Source organism: Herbaspirillum chlorophenolicum (assembly GCF_001189955.1).
Taxonomy (GTDB): Bacteria; Pseudomonadota; Gammaproteobacteria; order Burkholderiales; family Burkholderiaceae_D; genus Herbaspirillum; species Herbaspirillum chlorophenolicum.
Genome location: NZ_LFLT01000069.1, coordinates 1 through 13,458, shown reverse-complemented (window position 1 = coordinate 13,458; position 13,458 = coordinate 1). Strand labels below are relative to the sequence as shown.

The window sequence follows — 13,458 nt, the reverse complement described above, 5'->3', positions numbered from 1 at the left end:
ACTGGAGGATGGCACCCATTGCGAGGAAGCCAGCAGTCTGGCCGAGCACAAGCTCAAGGACGTGCGCGAGAAGATGGCCGACTTGGCGCGAATGGAGGCCGTGTTGTCTGAACTGGTGTACGCCTGCCATGCGCGGAAGGGGAACGTGTCTTGCCCGCTGATTGCGTCGCTGCAAGACGGAACGAACCTCGCGGTGTCGGTGCGGAGTGGTCACGGGTTGAATACGCCTTAGCGTGCTTTATTCCCCGAATTCTGAGACGACCCCGGTTTGGTCGATGGCATTGCAAAGCTCCACATAAGCAAGGGTCAAGGCGCCGCGCGGGTCATCCGGTCCCCGGCGCGCGCCGGCCATTCTGAACGACTCCCATGGCGTGCCGCCGACCAGGATGTCGGGCGCCGGCACGGTGCCGGTGCGAACCTGGCGGGCTATCGCGGCCATGTCGCCCAGGTTGGGCACGCGGGGGTCGCGGTGTGCGAGCACGGCGCACGGGAATGCGTCGATCTCGGCGAACCACACGGCTTGCAGGCCGAGCGGTTGCCAGGCGAGGCTCACGGCCTCGATGCCGCTGCACACGCTGCCGTACAGCAGCGGTGCGTTGCGAGGTTGAGGGCGCATGTCGGTTCTCCTGTTCGTGTGACCCAAGGCCAATGGCCGGGCAGGGACGTTGATGGGCAGGAGAAAGGCGCCGAAGGCCCCAGGGCCTTCGGCTCGGGAGGAAATAACCACCCGTGGGCTGTTGCAGGCCCGGTCGTCGCTAGAACCGTCTGCTCATCAGCAATCACACCCGGCCCATGTCGTGGCTGGGGCCGGCATCGTCTGGCGCACATCCGCGCACAAAGGGAGCCCGTTTTTGCGCCGGTGGGCACCGGCACCGAATACCGCTGACCACAAAGGGTCTCCGGGTGGCTCGCGCTGCCTGACAAGCCATCGGGGGACCCTTCGCAGTGGGCGGGAGAAACACAGACCAGCGGAACACGCGGGAGACGGTTCGTGGAAAAGCTACCTTCAGGTCCCGCAGCCGGGGACGGCTGGACGGGACGCGCACACGGACAAGAAGGCGTTGCGCGCTGGGCGACCCGCAGGGGCGTGCGGGACACGGGCCACGCCTTTGAAACAGGGTGCGGCCCACGGGAAACGGAGTCGGTCAGGCGCCTTTGCGGCCGCTGCTACGCGAGCGCGAAGCGCCACGCTTGGGCGGACCGGATTCGACCGGCAGCGTGCCTTTGCAGTCGGGGTAGCGACTGCACGACCAGAATGGACCGCTCTTACCGGTGCGCTGGCGCGTCGGTGCGCCGCACTGCGGGCATATTGGCCCATGGGGAAGCTTGATGGACAGGGACATGCTGCCGTACTGCGCGATCAACTGCGAAATCCAGGCGGCCTGCTTGCTGAGGAATACGTCCAGGGTGAGCTGTCCCACCTCGATCATGTCGAGCGCCTGCTCCCACACTGCCGTCGTGCCAGGGTCTGCAATCGCCGTAGGCACGGCGTCGATCAGCGTGAACGCCGCATCCGATGCGCGAATGGAGCGTCCTTTCTTCACGATGTAGCCACGGGCGATCAGCACGCTGATGATGTTGGCCCGCGTCGCCTCGGTGCCGATGCCCGTCGTGTCTTTGAGCTTCTGTTTCAGACGCGGGTCGGTCACGAAGCGCGCGATGCCCTTCATCGACTTGACCAGTTCGCCCTGGGTATAGGGCTTGGGTGGCATCGTCTTGAGCGCCTTGATCTCGACCTCGGCCACCTGGCACGCCAGGCCCTCACGCAGCGGGGGCAGCACCTGGCTGCGTGCGGCGTCGTCGCCATCCTCATCCGCTTGCGGTTCGGCCAGCACCAGACGCCAACCCTTGACGACCACCTGTTTACCGGTGGCCACCAGCATCTGCTGGCCGCAGGAAAACTCAGCCACGGTACGGTCGAACTCGTGGTGCGGGAGGAACTGCGCCAGGTAATGCGCCCGGATCAGCCGGTACACCGCCAGTTCTTTCTCGCTCAGAGCAGAGTGGTTCGCGGGTTCGAGCGTCGGAATGATGCCGTGGTGCGCCGTGACCTTGCCGTCGTTCCAGGCGCGCGAACGCTGGGAGCGGTCGAGTTGACCCATGATCGGGCGCAGCGACGGGTCGGTCTTGAGCAGGCTGTCCAGGACGGTGGGCACCTCGGCGAACATGCTTTCGGGCAGGTAGCCGGAGTCCGAGCGCGGGTAGGTCGTGGCCTTGTGCGTCTCGTACAGGGCCTGGGCGATCTGCAATGTCTCCTGCACGTCCAGCCCGAGCTGCCTGGAACAGACCTCCTGCAAGGTGCTCAGATCGAACAGCAGTGGTGGGCCTTCGCGCACGCGCTCGGTCTCGACCGACACCGCCTGGGCGCTGCCCGCAGAGCGGATCTGCTGCGCCGCCTGCTGGGCGACCGGCTGTTGCAGACAACGACCGGCGTCGTCGGTGCAGCCATCGGGCGCAACCCACTGCGCGGAGAAAGCCTGACCCTCTGCGGACAAAGACACGTCGATGGCCCAGAACGGCACCGACTTGAAAGCCGCGATTTCGCGGTCGCGATCCACGACCAGCTTCAGGGTCGGGGTCTGGACGCGTCCGACCGACAGCACGCCGTCGTAGCCCGCCTGCCGCCCGAGCAGGGTGAACAGACGGCTGAGGTTCATGCCGACGAGCCAGTCTGCCCGCGAACGCGCCAGCGCCGAGTAATACATCGGCAGCGTATCGGACGACGGTCGCAGCTTACCGAGCGCGGTGCGGATCGACGCCTCGTTGAGCGCCGACAGCCACAAGCGCTCGATGGGGCCACGGTAGCCGCACAGGTCGATGATCTCGCGGGCGATCAGCTCGCCCTCGCGGTCGGCATCGGTGGCGATGACGAGATGGGTCGCCTTCGCCAGAAGCGCTTTGACGACCTTGAATTGCGTGGCGGTCTTGGGTTTGACCTCGACCCGCCACTGCTGGGGAATGATGGGCAACTGCTCCAGTGACCAGCGCTTGAGCGCCGCGTCATAGACCTCGGGTGCTGCCGCTTCTACGAGATGGCCGATGCACCAGGTAATGGTGACGCCGGAACCGTTGAGGCAGCCTTCACCGCGCTGTGTCGCGCCGAGAATCCGGCCAATATCCTTGCCCTGGGAGGGCTTCTCGCACAAGAACAGGCGCATGTCCGTACATCCGATTTCCGTGGTTCATTGAGTTGCTGGAATCGAGGGTGCCGGGCACCGCCAGGAGCGGCAGCAAACAAGTCGCAAGCGGTGGCGACCACTTTCACGGGATGGAATGGCTGGGGCGGAGATGGCGTGCAGCCGGAGTGTGCTGGCCGGGAGCCGCGATTTTCGGGAGCGCGTGGAAGCCGGTGGACGTTGATGGAGCTATCCCCTGGGGATAGCTCGCGGGTGCATGGAGAGCAGCAAAGCACCGCAAACGCCGCCATGCCGGTTCACTTCCTGCGCTTGACCTCCTTCGGCGCAGCCGGTTCCTGGGTGGCCTGGGGCTTTGCCTCCGCATCCTGCGGCTTCGGGCTGAGGGTCACGGACTCGATGCGGAACGGCAGGATGCCGACGCTGCGCGCGTTGATCTGCCAGGTCTCGCGCGGCTGATCTTCGTTGTCCGTCCAGGGCTCGCGCTCCATGCGGCCGACGACCAGGACGCGCATGCCTTTCTGGTACAGGTCCTTCCAGTGCGCGACGTCACGGTGCCAGATTTCCACCGGTGCCCAGAAGCCGCCGCGATCCTCGAAGTCGCCGCCTTTGGTGGGAATGGGGTTGTCGAAATACACGTTCAGCCGCAGCAAGCGCCGCGGCTCGTCGTTGCCGTTGGGGAACTCCCGGTACTCGGGCGGGGAGCCAATGTTGCCTTCGCCCCAAAAATGCGTGCTCATGTTGCAATCTCCATGGTGATTGAAATACCCGTGCCGCGTCGGCGTCGGGCGCGTACTGGGGTGTCCGATGCCATCACCGATCACGCATTCCAGGTGGGATGGACTTGAGCCGCCGCAGGTAGGCGTCTTCCGCCTTGGCGGCCTTGCTGGCGCACTCCTGGGCCTGCCTGCCCAGGGTGTGCAACAGGCTGATCTGCATGTTCAGCGTGATGCGCTGAAGCTCGATCGCGTGCAGCTCGGCCAGCAGGTTGACCGGCGTGCCGGTGCTCGCCATCAATTCCTGCCACAGCGCCACGCCCATGGCTGAGCGGTCGTGTTTGCGCCAGCGCAAAAACGCCGTGCCTGCGCCAGTGCTCTGCTGGGCCAACTCCACGGGCAGCAGGTGGAAGGGATGCCCGACTGCCTGTTGCAGCACCTGCCGCTGCGCCATGTCAATCAACTCGTCGCGCATGGCGAAACACTGGCTGGCCCAGGCCTCAAAGTCCCCCTTACCCTTAAAAGGCTTTAAAAGGCCTTTTAGAGAGGCAGCGTGTTCCAGCTTCATGAAGGCAGCCTGTTGCAAGCCCTGGAAGTAGCGGGGTTCGCGGTTCGGATCGCTCATGCCTGCTCGTCCTCGCCGGCGCTGACTTCGGGTGCTGCGTCAGTGGCCGACTCGTCGGTGGCGGCCTCGTCGTTAAGGGCAGGCGCTGCAGCAGGACTCTCGGCACGCTGTTGCAGGCCACGGCGCACGATGGGCGGCGCGAACTTCGAGCGGCGCGTGCCTTCCAGCACGTCCTGCGGCAGTTCGCCGAATTTCTCCAACGCCGCCCGTGCTGCGGCGTTCTTTGATACGAAGTCATCGCGCGTACAGCCCGAATAGCGGTATTGCTGGGCCAACGAGAACAGGCTGCGCAGTGCATGGGCGCCTTCGTTGAGCCAGCGCTCCAAGGTGCTGCGATCGATGAGCGCCGTGTGGTGGGCGAGGATCAGTTTGCGGGCGATGTCGTCATAGTCGGCCAGCAGATAGACGGCGGCAAAGCCGAGCTGCGCGTTGACGAACAGCGGCAACTTGACGGGCTGCACGTTGAGGTTCTCGCCCAGGCTGAGTGCCGGCGGCACGCTCGCCAGCGCCTGATCCACCTGCTCGCGCAGCGATTGCAGGGTGGTCTTGGTCTGGTCGAGCTTGACCTCAATGCGCAGCATCCACCAATCCGAGTACGGGTCGTCCTGCTCCGAACCGCGCCGCATCTTGTTCATTTGGGCGATGTAGCCGTTCAGGCCGACGATGCCCGGTCGCCCCTCGGCGGCGGCACGGCCATGCCAGATGCGCGAGGCGTGGTGTGTGTGAAGCGTCAGCGACATCGCGCTGCGCAGGGAACCGAGATTCAGTTGCAGAGGTTCGTTGGTTGCCATGGTGTCCGCTCGTTGTGGGAAAAGGAGCGGTCAGCTTCGGCAGGAAGCGGAAGGCCGTCAGTCAACAATCCGAAACCTGCCAGACCCCGGTTCAGGGCGTGATGGCCGCATGCGGCGCGAGCTATCCCCAGGGGATAGCTCTACTGGCATCCATGGGCGTCTACTTCACGGCCTTGTCGGTCGGCTCACTTGCTGGCGAGCAGATCTCGCAGCCGCTCGATGTGCTGCCTGGCGACTTCTGGTGGCACTGGCTTACCCTGCGCTTGGGGTGGTGGTGCGGGTGGTGGCCGTTCGTTTGGTGGAGTGGGTGCCGATGGCGGGTCTTTCTTGATCCAGGCATTGAACTCGCCGTGGATGGCCCGCTGGATGATGCCGAACAGATACCCAGCGGGATTGCGGATGCCGTGGTTGCTACAACGCGCGGCCCATTCGTCCAGCACGTCCTGCCTCAGCGAGGCATCAACCTGCTGCAATGCCACCTTGGCACCCGCCTGCTGTTCTGCCTTCAGTTGCGCAAAGCGCTTGGGCCATTGCAGATCGCCCAGCGCGCGCGCCTGCGCAGTAGTACGTATTTCATTAATACAACTACTACGTACTGTACGGGCCTGCTTCGGATTCCGAAGAGAGGCGTCTGGCGCGGGTTTCAGCCCTGCTTCGGAATCCGTAGTGGGTCGTTCACGATTCCGAAGAAGGCTCGGAGCCCCTTCTTCGGAATGGTGAATGGCGTCTTCCTGTGGATAACTATCGCTGGCCGTAAGATGCTGGTTGGCGAGACGTTCGGCCATCACCTGCAACCGTGACGGGAGGGTGCGTCCGGCCAGCAATGGGTCTTCGCCGATTTCCTTGAGCGTGTGCAGGCCCACGATCTGCACGGCCTTGGCAGAATGGCCGAGCGCCTGGCTGACGAGTTGCAGGTAGTCCGGGTCGAGCTGCATGGCCTCGAACGGTGTCAGGGGTTCGTCGTGCAACACGTACAGATTGCCGAGGATGCGGCCAGTCTTGGGGTCACGCCGTCGCCGAACCAGGCTCAGCCAGCGGGTCAGGCGCATCAGTGTCAGCGCCCGTGCCACGGTTTCATGCGAGGCCTGGCCTGCGCAGGGCATGGACGCCAGCCAGGGTCGCAACTGCTCGTAGGTGGGAAATGCGGTCACGCCATCGTCGTTGAGCATCAGCCGGAACACTTGCCAGGCGTTTCGTTCCAGCGGCGTCAAGCGGCGGTCGAGGAACAACTTGCGTGGCACCGTCTCGTGCCGGTTGCCACTGAACAGGAAAGCATCGCCAGAGGTGGGCGTGGGCGACTGTGCAGGTGTAGACGCAGGTGCGCTGGGGGCGGGCTTGGGGGCAAGGTCTTTCAGCGCAGCATCGAACAGCTCTGCGAGTGCGATGGGGCCTTGGCGTCGGACTCGTGGTGCGGTGTCGTCCACGGCCATGACTCAAGCCAATCCTTGATCGACCCAGCTCTTGATCGAGGCCCAGACCACCGATAGAGGCAGCGACATGCCTTCGGCCAAGTCCATGGCGGCATCGAGGATGGAAGTTTCGTCTTCGAGATCGACGGTTCTGCTGTTGGTCATGGCCTTCCATTGCCGCCACAGCTCCGTGTCCTGCTCCTCGTCCAGCACGGGGTGCCGACCCTTACGTTTGGGCAGACCGAGGATTTCACGGCGAAGTGCCACTTCCTGATGCGTCAAGCCATAGAACTTGCTGACCATCTCCGTGCTCGCGCCCAGTCTGAGCATGCGATCGACTGTGGCGATTTCCTTCTCCACGTCCTGCGCCTGCTGGAGCAGCCGCCGCAGCACTTCGCGGTTGACCGTCACTGAGCACCAGGAGACGTTGGCGTTGGCCAGCACGCTGATCAGCGCGGGATGCTTGAGGGCGTCCAGCTCTGCCTCGCCAAACCCCATCAGTTTGCAGCGGCGCAGTTGCCCATTGCGCAGGTCATAGAGGGCCTGGGCGATGACAGCCTGGTTGAGTGGGTGTGCTGTGGACATGCTGGCCTCCCTCGCTTAGGTTCCAGAGTCCGCAGCGCCGGCTTCGAGATCGAGCAGGCGGCGGGCCAGTCGCAGCAGGCGGAACAGCTTGACCAGCGCGGTGTCGCTCAATCGTCGGGTTACGTCGCCCTGGCCGTGCAGCAGCGCCGGCAGGTCGATGACGAGTTGCCCGTTGTCCAGACCGACATCGGCGGGCTGCTGACCGGCCAGGCAAGCCAACAGCGTATGGACGGCACGGCCCAGCGGCGCTGGGTTTGTGGTGCGAGCACGGCAGGCGAAGCCGATGCCGTCTGGGCGGTCATCGATGCACTCGCCCAGCTCTGCCTCGACCGCAATCTCGCGGGCAAACTGCGCGACGTGAATGCGCAGGTGCTCGGGTGTGTCTAGGCCGGGGGCGATGTACCAGACATCCGAAATCGGATAGAGCCCGCCAGCCTGCACCGGGATGGACTGCAAGACATTCGCCGAGAAGTCGTGCGGCAGTGCATCGCCCAACTGGTCGGCGACCATGCGCTGGATGGACTCAAGCCGCTCCGTTGTCGGCGCCGGTGAGACGATGTGCTCCCGAAGCAGGTCGCCATCTGTCGCTGGGCTGACCGCGCCCGAATGACGGGCTTCCGCGTCGCTCTCGCCCGTCGAGGGAGTTGCCGTCGGCATCGCGGTGGGTGGCGTGGTATTGGCAGGTGGGCGCGCGATGGCCTCTGGCTCTGGCAAGGCAGGCGGCGTCGAGGGCGACGTCGGATCGCTGACCAAGGCACGCTGGCGGCTCTCGGATTCGGTCATGTCCAGAGCGAGCACGTCGTAATCAACGTCCAGCAATTCGGTCATCTGGCCGATCAGCTCGTCCTGTATGCGCTGGGCAGAGAACTCGTCGGCCTGGACATCGAATTGCGACAGCACTTCCTGAAAGAACTCGTCAAAGTCCTGAACCAGTGAGCGGCCTTTGGCGTAATGCTCCCAGGTGCGCTCGCAGGCCTTGCGCATGACCGACAACCGCTCGACCTGGTGACGCCCCAGGCCGGCGTAGAGCACGGTCGGGATTGCGGGCAGCAGGTAACGTACGGCGTCGGCCATCCGGCTGATGTGCGACTGCTGCACGGGGTATCCGTCGGCGGCCAGGCGGCGGGCCAGCTCGGACTGGCTCAGGGTGGAGCCGCTTTCCAGTTCGTAGAATTCGCGCGCTTTCTCGACGCCCAAAGCGCGCTCGATGAAGGTGAGGCCACCGCGCAGTTCGTTTTCCGCAAGATGCCCGGTGAGCGCGATGATCTCGCCACGCTCGGGCCATGGGCGGAACAGGCATGAGACCCGAAAAAAACGTTCGTCCTTGGTCTCCGACCAGAGTTCGCGCAGGATTGCCAGTCGCGTGTTGCCGCCATTGCGGATGATGTAGTGATCGTCGCCGGGCCGCCGGGTGATGGCCGGAGCCGCGTCCAGGCCACGCTCGCGGATGGATGCCTTGATTTCCTCGTACACCGGATTGCGCTTCTTGCGCGGGTCGTGGTCGTAGGGGCGCAACTGGTCGAGCGTCACGACCATGGGCGTGTCGGCGATCGGGTCGCTCAAGGTCGTTGCTGACGGGCCGCTGCGCTCGAACCCGGACGCAAGCAGTTTGCCGGCCATCTGCTGGGAGGTGATCTCAGTCATGGCCGCCTCCCTGCGCTTGGGATCGGGTCTCGCGCTCGGCACGACGGATCTGCGCACGGGCATTGAGGGCTGCCCGGTGATCGCTGGCCGTCGAACTGGTGTAGATCGCGGCGCAGCCTGCCTTGGTGAACTTGAGGTGACCGCCCGCCGTGCGCTTGACGTGCCAGCCTTCGCCGACGGCGAACTCGATCAGGGCGCGCAGCCGGCTGTGGCCTCGGGCCAGTTCATGTGCGTTCGCCATGGGGCCTCCTGGTATCAAGAGGCTGTGGCGGACGACCGGACACTGCGGCAAATCGATCCTGCCACTGCGGGAGCAATTCGCCAGCAAGATCGCGCATGGTGGCGAGCGCGGCGGGAGCGACTCTGCCCACTGGCTGGCGGCACTCGACCCGATGCACCGGCAGGCCGCGCGTCGCGGCACGCGGATAAGCCTCAATGGCCGGCACATCGGTAGCCAGAACCCGAATGTCGGCGTGGTCCTGAAACAGATCGCGCAGCGCCTGCTGGATCAGCCGGGCGTTGGCGGACACCGGATGGACGCGGTTGATGAGCAGGTGCAGCGGCGGCGGCTCAATGCCCAGCTGCCGGTACGGTGCAATGTCCTCCAGCAACTGCATGGTGCCGCGCCGCAGCTCGCGGGCGGCGAGGATTTCCGGGGTCACGGGCGACAGCGCGAGGTCGGAGGCCAGCACCGCCATCTCCAGCAGCACCGAGCGCGCGCCCTGGGTGTCGATCAGCACCAGGTCGTAGAGGGGATTGAGCGCCGGAAGCAGGTGCCGCAGCCGCAGGCGCCCGTCCGGCGCGTGCAGCAGCAAGGTGTTCAGTTCGCCTCGGTGGTCGTTGGAGAGCACCAAGTCCAGGCCCGTGATGATCGTGCGGGACACAAGCTGGTCGAGGTCGCGCTCGTTGAAGGCCAGCAATTCATAGATGCCGCCCGGCGCGCGGTGAGCCAGCTCGTAGTAGGAGGACAAGGTGGGCTGCACATCAAGATCGAGCAACAGCACGCGCAGCCCGGCGTCCGCAGCGAGACCGCCCAGGTTCGCAGCCGTGGTGGTCTTGCCGACCCCACCTTTGGTTGAAATGATGGATACGACCTGCATGGCGTTCTCCGTGTCAAGATGAAAAGTCCGCGGGAGAACGGGTCAGGCCCGGTTGTTGACGCGCTCGTCGATCCACTGATCGATTTCGATGGAGTCCCAGCCCACGGCGCGCACACCCAGGCGCAGCGCCTGCGGGAACTGGCGTTTCTTCATCAGGTTGTAGATGTGGGCGCGCTTGAAACCGGATTTCGCTTCGACTTCTTCCAGGCGCAGGATGCGGCGCTCGTTTGGCTGCAGTACAGGTGTTTGCGACATGGCGGTCACTCCTGAACGCTCAGTGGCGTTTGTTGGCGTGACCTCTATTCAATAGACACGGCTGCGAAAAGACATTGCAAATGCAATCTCCGCGACTGCACATACAAGCTGGCAAATCTCAGAGGGAGGCGCTACGCAGCCGGCGCCTGGCGGTGGCGAACTTGCCGTTCAATGTCCGCTCCGCGATGCCCATGGCACCGCTGTGATGGGCGACCAGCGCGCTGACCACGGCCTCCTGCGTCTTGAAGCTGGAGTACGGCGTGCCCGATGGCGACTGGCCGAGCATCAGCTCCAACAGGCCGCCAACGATGTTCAGGTAGGTGGCCTCGGCCCGATCACTGATCGGACACTGCGCGCATGCCGGAATCACCGTGGGCTGCTTGAGCAGCGCGTCATGCTTGTCCTGCAACTCGCGAAGCTGACGTTTGGTCTGTTCCAGGACGGATTTCAAAGCCTGGCGTTCGACCAGCATGGCTTGCCCTGTTTCCAGAGAGATGAAGGGATGGGTGATGCGCTCGCCGCGGGAGAAGAGAAAGCCGGGCCGCTGCTCGGGGTAGTGCTGGCGCATCCAGCACTTCAGATCGACATGGCGTACCGTCAGATCAGGCGATTCGATCAACGCGGTGTCGCGCGTCGTGATGCCGTGCTGCCCGAAGGGCAGTTCCCCGTTGAGGATGCCATCATAGATGCGGTCGGTGTACAGCCGCAGTTCGCCCAAACGTGGGCAGTCCAGCGACTGCGGCAGATTCATAGGCGACGAGACCGAAGCCAGGATCACCTGCTCGTATCGCAGCAGTCCGGCCCAGCGGATGGACGCTTCGAGCGGGCGGTAGAACACCTTTGATGTTGGTGCATCATTTTTGTTCTCGTGCATGCTCCGTCTCCTTCCAGGAGAAGAACTACAGGGCCGACTGCTATTGCAGCCGTCCTCATGGTCGGCCTGTTGTCCGCGCAAGACGCGAGTGATGACGCCCGCTTTTGATTACTTCTGATCAGTTCGCGCAACGAGTAGGCGTTGTGTGCTCGATGTGCAAAAATCCATCGAGCACAAGAAAATCGAGCGTCCGTCGCAGCTCGACAGTGACGCTTGCGCTATCAGGATCGTGAGAAGTTGCGGCTCCCGCAAAACCGTATCGGTATGGTCTGATACGCCAGCGGTTTCAAAAAGCGGCGAGCGGTCGGAATCTATTGCTCGGGGCTTGGAATTTGCAACGGAAATCCGCTGGCGTCATATCCGATCTGGATACTGATATAGCGAGATAGCATCACAGAGAAGTCGCCCATGGTGACTGCCAAGCGCAGATTCGACGCTAGGCGCTGCCTGCCGACACTTGGAAATTGCGAGTTGGCCGCGCAGAAGACGGTGGGTTGGACAGGCGAAGCGATCAACCTATTGGTTCCCTGCTTTGACCTTGACCGGACGGTGCTGCCGCCCGGCCTCAGCTCAACGGGCGACTAGATCTTCGGGCGTATCAACCAACATTGCCGTTTTTACCAGGCGCTCTACAGTCTGCCTGGCCAGCACCGGAAACGCCTCCGATTGCTCTGCAAGCTCATCGGTTTCTATGGCATGTGCGGCGACCAGCCGAGCTGCAAGATGCAGGTTGGTCGGATCGACTGCCTCGATGACTGGACACTTGCCCAGGGCATCGTATGGCCGCAGCAGTGCGTGATAGATGTGCCAAGTGTCGATGCCGCGCGGCACCAGCTTCAGGACAGCCTGAATCAGCTTGCGTTTGATGGGGTCGAGTTGCCAGTCCGGGACGCGCTGCCCACGGTGACCCAGATGAATCGACAGGAGATTGCCGGCCTGAATCTCGTAAGTGATCCAGCGGCGGGACTTGCCAACCAGCTTGGCGTAATCGGCCACCGACAGGTTGTGGGATGCCTCGAACATCTCCAGCAATTGCAAGCGCTCGCGCTGCACCTCTGACAGCGTGGGTCGCGCGTACTCGGGCAGATGCACCGCCGAAAGTCGATAGACGGAAGCTGGAACCGCTGGCGCATCCGGTGCAGGCGCAACGATCAACTGAGGGGCGTTTGGATTCAGGGCGGGCGGCTGCGCTGCCGCCTGTCCGGCAATCGTTGGCAGGCCCTGCAGCGTGATGGTCAGGTGCGTGCTGGCAACTTCGACCTGATTCTGCTCGAACAAGTCCAGGCGATCGGCCCAGTCTTGCATCATGACGCGGCGCTGCTCGACGTACTCGGCGTGGTTGTAGGTCGCGCTGATCCGATCCGGATCGGCATGCGAAAGTTGGGCGTCTACCCACTTGGGCGGATAGCCCAATTCATTGAGCGCGGTCGAGATGGTGGCGCGAACGCCGTGCCCAGTGAGCTGGTCTTCATATCCCATGCGCTTGAGCGCGCCATTGAGCGTGTTCTCGCTGAGAGGTTTTTTCAGGCACCAATCACCGGGGATGAGATAGACCTGCGCTGGCTTCAGATGTCCCAGCAGATGACGAACGACTTCTTGTGCCTGCAACGACAGTGGCACGATGTACGGCGGGATGTCGGCGAAACGCTGGCGCTTCTTCTTGGTGAGCTGCTTGCGTTGCTTGAGCCTGACAACCGGGATGATCCACAGACCGCGCTCCAGATCGAACTGATCGGGGGTGGCGTAGCGCAATTCACCGGTGCGCACGCCCGTGAGCAGCAGCAGACGTAGACCCAGTTGCGTATTCAGGCGACCGCTGTACTTGCGCAACGTCTGCAGCATTGCCGGCAGCTCGGGCATGCGCAAAAAGGGGTTGTTCTCGACCGGCGGCAGCGGCATCGCCACCACGTCCAGATCCTTGGCCGGGTTGTCGCCCATGTTGGGCACCACCACCGAGGCGTAGGTGAATAGCTGGCTGAACCAGGTGCGCAGCTTCTCGGCGACCGACAGCGAGCCACGCTTTTCCACTCTGCCGATGATGTCCAGCAGGTGGGCGCGGGTGACGTCGTAGACGGTCAGGTGGCGCAATACGGAAAACACATCCTTGGCGAAGACGCGCCCGATCTGTTTGGGCGTGCTCTGGCGGCCCTCATTTTCCAGAGAGAGGCTGCGGTGGGCCAGCCATTTGTCGTAGATGGCCTGGAAGGTGTGCTCGCCAGCCAGGACGATGGCGTGGCGCTTGCGCTTGCGCTCCGAATGCGGGTTGATGCCCTTGGCCAGCATGGCCCGGGCCTCGTCGCGCAGATTACGAGCGTCTTTCAGTGA

13 protein-coding genes and 1 pseudogene are annotated in these 13,458 nt (G+C 63.8%); 1 reads left to right on the top strand and 13 read right to left on the bottom strand.

Going from position 1 to position 13,458, the window contains the following annotated elements:
- A pseudogene (locus AKL28_RS21985) lies at positions 1-232 on the top strand (MerR family DNA-binding protein); the annotation flags it as partial.
- A 6-nt stretch (positions 233-238) separates the two neighbouring features.
- On the opposite strand, the gene AKL28_RS21980 reads toward AKL28_RS21985, so the two are convergent.
- From AKL28_RS21980 to AKL28_RS21920, 13 genes are all read right to left on the bottom strand, one after another.
- On the bottom strand, positions 239-616 hold the full coding sequence (locus AKL28_RS21980; RefSeq protein ID WP_050470453.1) for a DNA cytosine methyltransferase: 378 nt from the start codon (positions 614-616) through the stop codon (positions 239-241).
- Between the two features lie 529 nt (positions 617-1,145).
- Entirely contained in the window at positions 1,146-3,158 is a 2,013-nt protein-coding gene (locus tag AKL28_RS21975; RefSeq protein WP_050470452.1) for a DNA topoisomerase III, read from the bottom strand.
- 275 nt (positions 3,159-3,433) lie between these two features.
- Positions 3,434-3,874: a single-stranded DNA-binding protein gene (locus tag AKL28_RS21970; protein WP_050470451.1), complete on the bottom strand. Its 441-nt coding sequence runs from the start codon at positions 3,872-3,874 to the stop codon at positions 3,434-3,436.
- A gap of 73 nt (positions 3,875-3,947) precedes the next feature.
- Positions 3,948-4,475, bottom strand: coding sequence for a DUF3158 family protein (locus AKL28_RS21965; protein WP_050470450.1), 528 nt, complete (start codon positions 4,473-4,475; stop codon positions 3,948-3,950).
- Complete coding sequence (locus AKL28_RS21960) at positions 4,472-5,266, bottom strand: PFL_4669 family integrating conjugative element protein (protein ID WP_050470449.1); 795 nt, start codon at positions 5,264-5,266, stop codon at positions 4,472-4,474. The genes AKL28_RS21965 and AKL28_RS21960 overlap by 4 nt, the downstream gene beginning before the upstream one ends.
- Before the next feature lie 185 nt (positions 5,267-5,451).
- Positions 5,452-6,696, bottom strand: coding sequence for an STY4528 family pathogenicity island replication protein (locus AKL28_RS21955; protein WP_050470448.1), 1,245 nt, complete (start codon positions 6,694-6,696; stop codon positions 5,452-5,454).
- A gap of 3 nt (positions 6,697-6,699) precedes the next feature.
- Complete coding sequence (locus tag AKL28_RS21950) at positions 6,700-7,260, bottom strand: DUF2857 domain-containing protein (protein ID WP_050470447.1); 561 nt, start codon at positions 7,258-7,260, stop codon at positions 6,700-6,702.
- A gap of 15 nt (positions 7,261-7,275) precedes the next feature.
- On the bottom strand, positions 7,276-8,904 hold the full coding sequence (locus AKL28_RS21945) for a ParB family protein (protein WP_050470446.1): 1,629 nt from the start codon (positions 8,902-8,904) through the stop codon (positions 7,276-7,278).
- Positions 8,897-9,145, bottom strand: a complete 249-nt coding sequence (locus AKL28_RS21940; protein ID WP_012205954.1) for a hypothetical protein — start codon at positions 9,143-9,145, stop codon at positions 8,897-8,899. The genes AKL28_RS21945 and AKL28_RS21940 overlap by 8 nt, the downstream gene beginning before the upstream one ends.
- Positions 9,129-10,004: a ParA family protein gene (locus AKL28_RS21935; protein WP_050470445.1), complete on the bottom strand. Its 876-nt coding sequence runs from the start codon at positions 10,002-10,004 to the stop codon at positions 9,129-9,131. The genes AKL28_RS21940 and AKL28_RS21935 overlap by 17 nt, the downstream gene beginning before the upstream one ends.
- Before the next feature lie 42 nt (positions 10,005-10,046).
- Complete coding sequence (locus tag AKL28_RS21930) at positions 10,047-10,259, bottom strand: AlpA family transcriptional regulator (protein WP_014603611.1); 213 nt, start codon at positions 10,257-10,259, stop codon at positions 10,047-10,049.
- Positions 10,260-10,377: 118 nt separating this feature from the next.
- Positions 10,378-11,133, bottom strand: a complete 756-nt coding sequence (locus AKL28_RS21925; RefSeq protein WP_050470444.1) for a hypothetical protein — start codon at positions 11,131-11,133, stop codon at positions 10,378-10,380.
- Between the two features lie 570 nt (positions 11,134-11,703).
- Positions 11,704-13,458: tyrosine-type recombinase/integrase (locus AKL28_RS21920; RefSeq protein ID WP_050470454.1), on the bottom strand; the 1,755-nt coding region annotated here is incomplete at its 5' end.

Coding starts and splice junctions, on each gene's coding strand:
- AKL28_RS21935 (WP_050470445.1), bottom strand. CDS start 10,004: ATGCAGGTCGTATCCATCATTTCAACCAAAGGTGGGGTCGGCAAGACC.
- AKL28_RS21980 (WP_050470453.1), bottom strand. CDS start 616: ATGCGCCCTCAACCTCGCAACGCACCGCTGCTGTACGGCAGCGTGTGC.
- AKL28_RS21925 (WP_050470444.1), bottom strand. CDS start 11,133: ATGCACGAGAACAAAAATGATGCACCAACATCAAAGGTGTTCTACCGC.
- AKL28_RS21965 (WP_050470450.1), bottom strand. CDS start 4,475: ATGAGCGATCCGAACCGCGAACCCCGCTACTTCCAGGGCTTGCAACAG.
- AKL28_RS21970 (WP_050470451.1), bottom strand. CDS start 3,874: ATGAGCACGCATTTTTGGGGCGAAGGCAACATTGGCTCCCCGCCCGAG.
- AKL28_RS21945 (WP_050470446.1), bottom strand. CDS start 8,904: ATGACTGAGATCACCTCCCAGCAGATGGCCGGCAAACTGCTTGCGTCC.
- AKL28_RS21940 (WP_012205954.1), bottom strand. CDS start 9,145: ATGGCGAACGCACATGAACTGGCCCGAGGCCACAGCCGGCTGCGCGCC.
- AKL28_RS21975 (WP_050470452.1), bottom strand. CDS start 3,158: ATGCGCCTGTTCTTGTGCGAGAAGCCCTCCCAGGGCAAGGATATTGGC.
- AKL28_RS21960 (WP_050470449.1), bottom strand. CDS start 5,266: ATGGCAACCAACGAACCTCTGCAACTGAATCTCGGTTCCCTGCGCAGC.
- AKL28_RS21950 (WP_050470447.1), bottom strand. CDS start 7,260: ATGTCCACAGCACACCCACTCAACCAGGCTGTCATCGCCCAGGCCCTC.
- AKL28_RS21955 (WP_050470448.1), bottom strand. CDS start 6,696: ATGGCCGTGGACGACACCGCACCACGAGTCCGACGCCAAGGCCCCATC.
- AKL28_RS21930 (WP_014603611.1), bottom strand. CDS start 10,259: ATGTCGCAAACACCTGTACTGCAGCCAAACGAGCGCCGCATCCTGCGC.